Genomic DNA, 8,801 nt, shown 5'->3' with positions numbered 1-8,801 from the left:
GCCTGTCACTGTCGACGGCAGCGCGGTCACCGTAAGCTTTGAAACGCTTCCCGCGCTCGCAGGCCTGGTGCTGGACGGCAAACCCGTCGCCGAAGGCGACCAGATTGCGGGCAACGACCTGCCGCGTCTGCTGATCGACCTGCCCAAGGCGTCCGACACGCAGGAACAGGTCGAAACGCTGGCCTATGCCACACATGACGAGTGGGGTGGCGTATCTCAGGGCATCCTGGTCTTGCGCATCAAGGGTGGCGCTGAGGGCCAGCAGAGCGCAGCGTCCCTGAAGGCCGAGCAGAAGCAATTGATGGTGGAGCGTGGCCTCCACATCACCGGTGCCGCCGAGGCGATCCAGAAGAAGAGCAAACTCAGCGTCCCGGTCGGCGTCGGCCCGGTTCCGTTGAACCTGGATTTTCCGACCGGAGACCCCGGCATCAGCCTGAAGCTCGCAAGTTACCCGGCAACAGGAACGCTGTCGCTGCCGGATCGCACATTGTCGCCGGATTCGACCATTCTGGCCAACGAGATCGACAAATTGCGCTACGAGCCGCAGATCGGCGCCGCCGCTCCCCTCGAGCTCGGCTTCCAGATCCGCGCTGGCAAGGCGTCAAAGCCGGCCACGGTGAAACTGTCGCCAAGCGTCGACCCTTGCGACCGGGCGGCAGGCGCGCCGCTCGACCTGCAGGGCGTCGCCCCCGGCCGCCAGCCGAACGAGATCGGCGGCGGAGCGATCGAAGCTTGCGAAGCGGCGGTTAAAGCCTACCCCAATGTCGTCCGCTTCCGCTATGAGCTCGGACGGGCGTTGCTGGCGGCCGGCAAGGTCGACGAGGCTAGGAAGGCCATTCAGGAGGCCGCCGACAAGGGCCATGCCCGAGCCGTTTTCGAGCTCGCCTATATGGCGGCGTCCGCAACAAGCACCGCCGCGGATGTTACGAAAGCGAATGGCCTCTATGCCCAGGCGGCCGACCAGGGCGATCCAGCCGCCATGGCTGCCTGGGGACGCGCTTTGTTCAACGGCGTCGGCGTCGAGCCGAACCCCCGAAAGGGATTGGACCTGCTGCTCAAGTCTGCGGCGATGGGGCATATCAGCGCCATGAACGATCTCGCGTTGATCTTCCAGGAAGGCCGCAATGGCGTGCCCGCCGATCCGGCCCGCGCTCTGGCGTTCCTCAAGGCCAGCATGGAACGGCAGGAAGTCTATTCGATGAGCATTCTCGGTCTTGCCGGGCGCCGCTTCCAGACAGCCGCTGTATGCAAGCCCAAGGTAATCACGAAGATCAGGGTGATCCGCGCGCCTGCACCGCCGATGATAACCCCACCTCCGGTCAAACCGGTGCCGCCCTTGATCGAGCCGGCGCCTTGGCGGGGCGGCAGTAGCGGCGATCGCCCGTCTCCTTCCAGGCAGAGCAGTACTGACGACAGCACTCCGGACAGCGACACTCCGGATACCCCCGACAGCCCCGCCACGGGCGAACCTCCCGGCACCGACGCCAGCACCACAGGCTTTGGTGGCATCTCCACCGTCAGAGGTGGATAGCAGCCGCGACGCGTGGCCGGACCAGCCGGGACAACGCATGTCGCCATGTCGATTGCGCGGCTTAAAGCATGTATCCCGAAAGTGTGAATCGGTTTCGGGACAAAGAAACGCGTGACCAAAAACCTACGCGCATGGAGCGAATCTGAAAGGTCGCGACGCGCTTTAGGGATCGCACATCGCGGCAAGCTCTCAAAGCGCCGGGCCGCACGAACGCGAATGCGGAGCCCTACTTGTCGGTGACGATCTTGACCTTGTCGCCGGCCGATACGCTGGCGCCCGGCGACATGGCGTTGAGCACACGGAACAGATCGAGCTTGCGGTCGACGCCGACCATTTGCGCGGCGAGCGAGCCCATGGTCTGGCCGGCCTGGACGGTGACGACCCGGATATGCAGCGGCTTAAGCGCCGCCTTCTCGGCTGGGGTGAGCACTCGGAAGGAGCCGCTGACCGAGCGCGCCACAGGATCCAGCGAAGCGCTGGCCGAGGGCGCGGCCGTCAGCAGCCTGTAGACCTGCCCGCCGGCGCGGATCACCGCGATGTCGAACTGCCAGCCTTGCGCGTTGGCATGCGCCATCGCTGCCTCATTGCCGTTGATCGTCTCCTGGCGCACGCTGGCGTCTTCGAGCCCCGCCACCCAGCCGCTGCGGATGTAATCGGTCAGCGACACCGACTTGTCGATCGCCACGCCGTCGAAACGGATGGCGATGTCGCCCGGCCCGGTCGCGGTGACGGCGGCCGCCGAATTGTCGATGACGAAACCGTCCGGCACGGTGAAGGAGACCCCGAGATTGGGGTGCATGAAGGTTTGGCCGCGCACATAGCCTTCTTCCGGCGTGTCGCCGTAAAGCAGACCGTCAATGCCCGCGAGGAATGCGTCGCGGTCGCGCGTGCCGACGCCGGGGGGGCCGAAATTGCGCGCAAGGCGCTGCGCCAGTTCGATGCGTTGCGGCGTGTTGGGGTGCGTCGCCAGGAAGTCGAGGCTGGCGTCGGTGGCGCCGCTGACCGAGCGGAAATCGGTATAGGCCGACATCGACTGCAGGAAGCGGCCAGCTGCGTAAGGATCGTAGCCCGCCTCGCCGATCGACTTGATGCCGATGGCGTCGGCCTGCAGTTCCTGGTTGCGCGAGAACTGCGCCAGCCGAAGCTTGCCGCGGATCAGGGCCGCCTTGGCGGTCGGGCTGTCGCCAAGCACGTCCGACACCACCTTGGTCGCCAGGCCTTCCTCGGCCTCGAGCTGCTGCCGTTGCAGCCCGTGATTCGCCGTGACGTGGCCCATCTCATGGGCGATGACGGCGGCAAGCTCGGAGGAATCATTGGCCAGCGCCAGCAGGCCGCGCGTCACATAGAGATAGCCGCCCGGCAGCGCGAAGGCGTTGACGTTGGGCGAGTTGAGGATGGTGATGCGATAGGTCTGGGTCGGGTTGGCCGACACCACGGTCAGATTGCCGACGACCTTGGCCACCATGCGTTCGAGCTTCGGGTCGGAATACTCGCCGCCATAGGTGGCGAGAATGCGCGGATGCTGCGCTTTCGCCATTTCGGCGAGCTTGGCGTTGGCGACGACATTGTCGACGGTGATCGGCTTGTCGGAAGGCTGGAAGCCGCTCTCCTGCACGTCCGGCGGCGTGAACATCTGACAGCTCGCCAGCACGGCAACGCCCGCCAGCGCGAAAAATCGTGCCAGTGGCCTCATCCACACTTTCTCAGCGCCGGTCGACAGATCGGCTTCCTTTCGAAATCTTTCGGCAAATCGCGGCCCCGCCGGACCTGCATGGCCGGACCTAGCCATACTCCCCCGGACAAGGCAAGCAAACGCCGGATCACCCGTTGCCGGTTTGAGCGTAAATTATGTCCGCTTCCGGGCAATATGTTGTGATCCGGCAACGGTGCCGCCTCGATCGCCGATATAGCGCCGGAACGCATCCGGTCCAGACCGATCGAAGAAATCATCAGCCGGCCCGGTCGCCGCGATCCTGCCCTCATCCAGAAAGGCCACGTTCTGGCCGATGCGGCGCGCATCTTCCGGCTGATGGGTGACGAACAGCACCGTCATTTTGCGCTCGGCATGGATGCCGGCGAGAAGGTCGAGCATGTCCTCGCGCAGCGCCGGGCCGAGCGACGCGAAAGGTTCGTCGAGCAGCAAGACGGGCCGGTCACGCAGCAGCACCCGCGCCAGCGCGACGCGCTGCCTTTCGCCGCCGGAAAGCTCGCGCGGCAGCCGCTTTTCCTTGCCGGCCAGGCCGACGCGCGCCAGCGCCTCGGCGACGGCGGCGCGATCGCCATCGCCGAGCTTCAGCGACGGCGAGCGGCCGAGCCCGACATTGGCCTCGACCGTAAGATGCGCGAACAGATTGTTTTCCTGGAACACCATCGACACCGGTCGCGCCGAGGGCGGCGTGGCGCCGATATCGATGCCGCCGATCAGCACCTTGCCGCTATTAGGTGTTTCGAAGCCGGCTATCAGATTGAGCAGCGTCGACTTGCCGGAGCCGCTCGGCCCCATGATGGCGGTGATCCTGCCCGCCGCGAACTCGGCATTGAAGCGGAAGGACGATTCGCCATAGCTGAACGACACGTCTTCGAGTGTGACGGTCAGCGCCTTCCCTGCCGCGATGCCGTTATCCGTCGATGTCATGCCCTTGCTTCCCGCCCCAGCCCATCGGCGACGACGACCAGCATCAGGCAAACCAGGCCGAGCAGCAAGGCGAGCCCCGCCGCGTCGGCGGTCCGGTAGCTGCCCATGCGCGCAAGCAGAAGATAGGGCAAGGTCTGCACGGAATCGCTGCCGAACAGCGCGATCACGCCGAGATCGCCGAGCGACAGCGCCATGGCGAAAGCGAAGCCGGTGGCCAAGGGCCGCCTGAGCGACGGCCAGTCGATCAGGCTGAGCCGGGTCCAGCCGGATATGCCAAGCGCCAGGCAAAGCCGCTCATGGCGTTCGCTCGCCGCGTCATAGGCTGGGCGAATGGCACGGATGGCGAAGGGCATCGCCATCACCGCGTTGACGGCGACGACCATCACCGGCGCGACGGCAAAGACATCGGTGATGTTGCGCAGCGCCAGGAACCAGCCGGCGCCAAGAACTATCGGCGGCACGACGAGCACGAAGCCGGCGCCGGTGTCGGCGGCATGCTCGAGCAGCGACATGGCGCTGCCGGCACGGCGACGCAAAGCCAATGCGCGCCGCGCCGCGATCAATACCAGCGACAGCGACACGCTGAGCAGCGCCGCGATCAAGGCGAGCCCGGCGCTAGTAAGCGTCGCGCGGCGCACCGCTTCCTCGCCCGCCAATCGGCCGAGATCGGCCTGAAGGCCCGAAACCACCGTCGCCGCCATCGGTCCGGCGACGAACAGCAGGGCGAGCGCGATGAGGCCGGCATTCAGTAGGCTTTCGATCCGGCCCGCCGAAAGGTAGCGGCGGGGCGCGACCGGCAGATTGGCGTCGCCGACCGTGTTGGCGCCAAGCCGCGTGAGCGCTGCGACCACGACGAAGGTGAGCGCGATCTGTAGCAGCGTCAGCACCACCGCACGGGCCGGATCGAAGTCGAAGCGCAGCGCCTGGTAGATGGCGACCTCGAGCGTCGTCGCGGCCGGCCCGCCGCCCAGCGTCAGCACGATGGTGAAGGACGTGATGCAGAGCATGAAGACCAGCCCGGCGACGCCCGGCAAGGCCGCGCGCAGCACCGGCCATTCGATCAGCCGGAAGGCCGGCCGGGCGCCCATGCCGAGCTGGCTCGCCAGCCGCCACTGGTCGGCGGGAATGGTGCCCAGCGCCTCCAGGAACAAGCGCGTCGCCAGAGGCAGGTTGAAGAAGACATGCGCGACCAGGATGCCGGAGAGGCCGTAGATGCCGGGCCACTCTCCGCCGCCGAACCGGGCGAAGACGCCGGCAAAGTACCCGGCGCGGCCGTAAAGCGCCAATATGCCGAGCGCCGCGACGATCGCCGGCAACGCCAGCGGCACGGTGAAGAGCTGCAGGATCAGGCGACGCCCGGGAAAGGCCGGATGCCTTGAAAGCGCGCGTGCCACCAGCAGCGCCGGCGCGACCGACAGCAGCGTCGAGAGCAATGCTTGCCACAGCGTGAAGCGGGCCACGCGCAGGAGGTAGCCGTCGAAGGCGGCGGCAGCGCCGGAGAGGTCGTGCGCGCCTTCGAGGATGAGGCCAGCGAAGGCGCCGCCGATGAGCGCGGCGATGGCCGCGAGCGCGACGACACTGGCGGTGACGCGGGAGTCACGCGCGGAGTGCACGCCGCACCATGCGAGCTTCAGCTAGGCAACGCCGCGTTCCTTCGCGCCTCCCTCTGTCCTGCCGGCCATCTCCCCCTCTAGGGGGGAGATTGGCAGCGTCGACGCCCCGCTCGATCCTGCAACGTCGGAGATGGGCGAAAGCCGGCGTGACAGCCAATCTCCCCCCTTGAGGGGGAGATGTCCGGCAGGACAGAGAGGGGGGCCTTGGCGCAAGCATCGCAGCCTACTTGCTCATCACCGCCAGCCACTCATCCGCCCACGCCTTGCGGTTGGCGGCAACCTCCTCCGGGCTGAACAGCAGGGTCTTGGTCGGCTTGACCAGTTTGTCGAAGGCCGGGTTGAGCGGCTTGTCGGTCTTGCCGGCCGGGAACATCCAGTTGGTTTCCGGGATGACGTCCTGGAATTTCGGCCCGGTCATGAAGGCGATGAACTTTTGCGTCAGCGGGTTCTTGGCACCCGTCGTGGTGATGCCGGCAACCTCGATCTGCAGGTATTCGCCTTCCTCGAAGGACGCCGCCTGATAGCGCTCGGTGTTCTCGGCCACCATGTGATAGGCCGGCGAGGTGGTGTAGGAGAGCACCATCGGCGCCTCGCCCTTGGTGAACAGGCCATAGGCCTCGCTCCAACCCGGCGTCACCGTCAGCACTTTCGTCTTGAGCTTGGCCCAGGCCTCCGGCGCCTTGTCGCCATAGACAGACTTCACCCACAAGAGCAGGCCGAGGCCGGGCGTCGAGGTGCGCGGATCCTGGATGACGATCTTGTCGGTGCCGCTACCCTCGATCAGGTCCTTCAGGCTCTTCGGCGGGACTTTTAGCTTCTGCGTGTCATAGACGACGGCGAAATAGCCATAGTCGAACGGCACGAAAGTGTCGTCGCTCCAGCCGCCCGGCACGTTGATACCCGAGACGTCGCCATGCGGCGCGAACAGCCCGCTCGCCTTGGCGTCCGCGGTCAGGTTGGTGTCGAGGCCGAGGACGATGTCGGCCTTGGTGCCGGCGCCCTCGAGCTTGACGCGGTTGAGCAGCGCGACGCCATCGGCGACCGAGACGAATTCGAGATCGCAGCCACATTCGGCTTCGAATTCCTTCTTCACCGCCGGTCCGGGCCCCCAATCGGCAGTGAAGCTTTCATAGGTATAGACGGTGAGCTTGTCCTCGGCGACGGCAGGCGCAACACCGGCCAGAAGCGACAAAAGACCGGCTGCGAGAATAAGCTTGGACAATATCGCGCGCATCGGCGCCTCCTTCGTTCGAGTGACAAGGAATTGAGGCGCCGGATGGTCCGAAACGTCTAATCCCTCCGCCGGTACAAACCGGATCAGGTTCAGCGGGTTGGCTCGATTGCCTCTCAGCCGGATCACGTCCGGCACCCCGTTAGAGCGTCTCGACAGATAGGCCCGGCCGAAGCGGCGTGCAAGCGGAAGTTTGCCGGGCAGCTAATGTTCCGAGGCAGGAACCGAAGCGCGGCGCTTCCGGCTTCCGTTTCCCCCGGCGGGCTGGTAAGGGCGACGGCCATGGGCACATTCACCATCCTGCTTGGCGGCGAGCTTATCCGCACGCCCCGGCTCGAACGCCAGATCGCTGGTTCGCGCGTCATCGCCGCCGACGCCGGCATCGGCCATGCCCGCATGCTGGGCCTTGTCCCCGAGCTCTGGGTCGGCGATTTCGACTCGGTGCCGGCCAACCTGCCCGAAGATCTGGCTTCCGTCCCACAAAAAATCTTCCCGGCCGAGAAGGACATGACCGATGGCGAGCTTGCAATAGCGGAAGCGCTCCAGCGCGGCGCCACCAGCCTCGTGCTTGCCGGCGCCTTCGGCGGCAAGCGCGCCGACCATGCCTCCCTGCATCTGGCGCTCGCCGTGCGGCTGGCAGAAGCGGGCACGACCGTGTTGCTGACGAGCGGCGCACAGGAAGGCGTTCCCATCCTGCCTGGCAAAGCCAGTTTCGACTATGCGGACAGCACCCTGTTTTCGGTGCTCGGCTTCTCCGACCTGTCCGGCCTGACGGTCACCGGCGCCAAATGGCCGCTCGACCGCGTCGAGGTGGCGTTCGGCTCCTCGCTCACTATATCAAACGAGGTCAAAGGGCGGCTTGGCATCGCGCTGGAGCGCGGCCGGGCGCTGCTTCTGGCCCACCCCTATCCTCTTCCCGAAAGCTGACATTCCAGATATGGCGCCGCCACTTCTCAACCTCGACGGCATTAAACTGACCTTCGGCGGCACCCCGCTGCTCGACGGTGCTGCGCTCAGCGCTTCCGCCGGCGAAAAGATCGCGCTGGTCGGCCGCAACGGCTCGGGCAAGTCGACCCTGCTCAAGATCGCCGCCGGCATGATCGAGCCGCAGGACGGCGAAGTGTTCCGCCAACCCTCGGCGACCGTTCGTTATCTGCCGCAGATGCCGGATATGGATGGCTTCGCCACCGTGCGCGCCTATGTCGAGGCCGGCCTCGGCCCGGCCGACGATCCGCATCGCGCCACCTATCTGATGGAGCATCTCGGCCTCACCGGCGAGGAGAAGCCGGGCGACCTGTCTGGCGGCGAGGCGCGCCGCGCCGCGCTTGCGCGCGTCATGGCGCCGGAACCCGACATCCTTCTGCTCGACGAGCCCACCAACCATCTCGACCTTTCCGTGATCGAATGGCTGGAAGAGGAGCTTGCCCGCACCTCTTCGGCGGTGATCCTGATCTCGCACGACCGCCGCTTTCTCGAACGCGTCACCCGCGCCACCGTCTGGCTCGATCGCGGCCAGACGCGACGGCTGGACAAGGGCTTTGCCCATTTCGAGGAATGGCGCGACCAGGTGTTGGAGGAGGAAGAGCGCGAGCAGCACAAGCTCGGCCGCCAGATCGTGCGCGAGGAGCATTGGTTGCGCTACGGCGTGACCGCCAGACGCAAGCGCAACATGCGCCGCCTCGGCGAATTGCAGACGATGCGCCAGCGCTTCCGCAGCCACCGCGGCGCCGAAGGCATCGCCACCATGGTGGCGAGCGACGCCGCCGAATCCGGCAAGCTGGTGATCGAGGC

The 8,801-nt window shown here is 66.3% G+C and carries 7 protein-coding genes and 1 riboswitch; of the genes, 3 read left to right on the top strand and 4 right to left on the bottom strand.

What is annotated here, in order from left to right; all coding sequences use genetic code 11:
• Positions 1–1,531, top strand: a 1,531-nt coding sequence (locus tag EOA27_RS11480; RefSeq protein ID WP_145970324.1) for a tetratricopeptide repeat protein, incomplete at its 5' end; no start/stop codon positions are given.
• A 226-nt stretch (positions 1,532–1,757) separates the two neighbouring features.
• Here the strand turns inward: EOA27_RS11480 and EOA27_RS11475 are convergent.
• From EOA27_RS11475 to thiB, 4 genes are all read right to left on the bottom strand, one after another.
• Positions 1,758–3,224, bottom strand: a complete 1,467-nt coding sequence (locus tag EOA27_RS11475; protein ID WP_042647760.1) for a M48 family metalloprotease — start codon at positions 3,222–3,224, stop codon at positions 1,758–1,760.
• Between the two features lie 153 nt (positions 3,225–3,377).
• Positions 3,378–4,166, bottom strand: a complete 789-nt coding sequence (gene thiQ / locus EOA27_RS11470) for a thiamine ABC transporter ATP-binding protein (protein WP_126080773.1) — start codon at positions 4,164–4,166, stop codon at positions 3,378–3,380.
• Complete coding sequence (thiP, locus tag EOA27_RS11465) at positions 4,163–5,779, bottom strand: thiamine/thiamine pyrophosphate ABC transporter permease (protein WP_126080772.1); 1,617 nt, start codon at positions 5,777–5,779, stop codon at positions 4,163–4,165. The genes thiQ and thiP overlap by 4 nt, the downstream gene beginning before the upstream one ends.
• Before the next feature lie 223 nt (positions 5,780–6,002).
• Complete coding sequence (thiB, locus tag EOA27_RS11455) at positions 6,003–7,013, bottom strand: thiamine ABC transporter substrate binding subunit (protein ID WP_126080770.1); 1,011 nt, start codon at positions 7,011–7,013, stop codon at positions 6,003–6,005.
• Between the two features lie 43 nt (positions 7,014–7,056).
• Positions 7,057–7,162: riboswitch (TPP riboswitch) on the bottom strand.
• Positions 7,163–7,292: 130 nt separating this feature from the next.
• On the opposite strand from thiB, the gene EOA27_RS11450 reads away from it, so the two are divergent.
• Together EOA27_RS11450 and EOA27_RS11445 are read left to right on the top strand one after the other, a co-directional pair.
• Positions 7,293–7,937, top strand: a complete 645-nt coding sequence (locus EOA27_RS11450) for a thiamine diphosphokinase (protein ID WP_126080769.1) — start codon at positions 7,293–7,295, stop codon at positions 7,935–7,937.
• A gap of 10 nt (positions 7,938–7,947) precedes the next feature.
• Positions 7,948–8,801: ATP-binding cassette domain-containing protein (locus EOA27_RS11445; protein ID WP_145970323.1), on the top strand; the 854-nt coding region annotated here is incomplete at its 3' end.

Source organism: Mesorhizobium sp. M2A.F.Ca.ET.037.01.1.1 (assembly GCF_003998075.1).
Taxonomy (GTDB): domain Bacteria; phylum Pseudomonadota; class Alphaproteobacteria; order Rhizobiales; family Rhizobiaceae; genus Mesorhizobium.
Note: the sequence above shows the minus strand (reverse complement) of the source record. Positions and strands in the feature narration are given on the sequence as shown.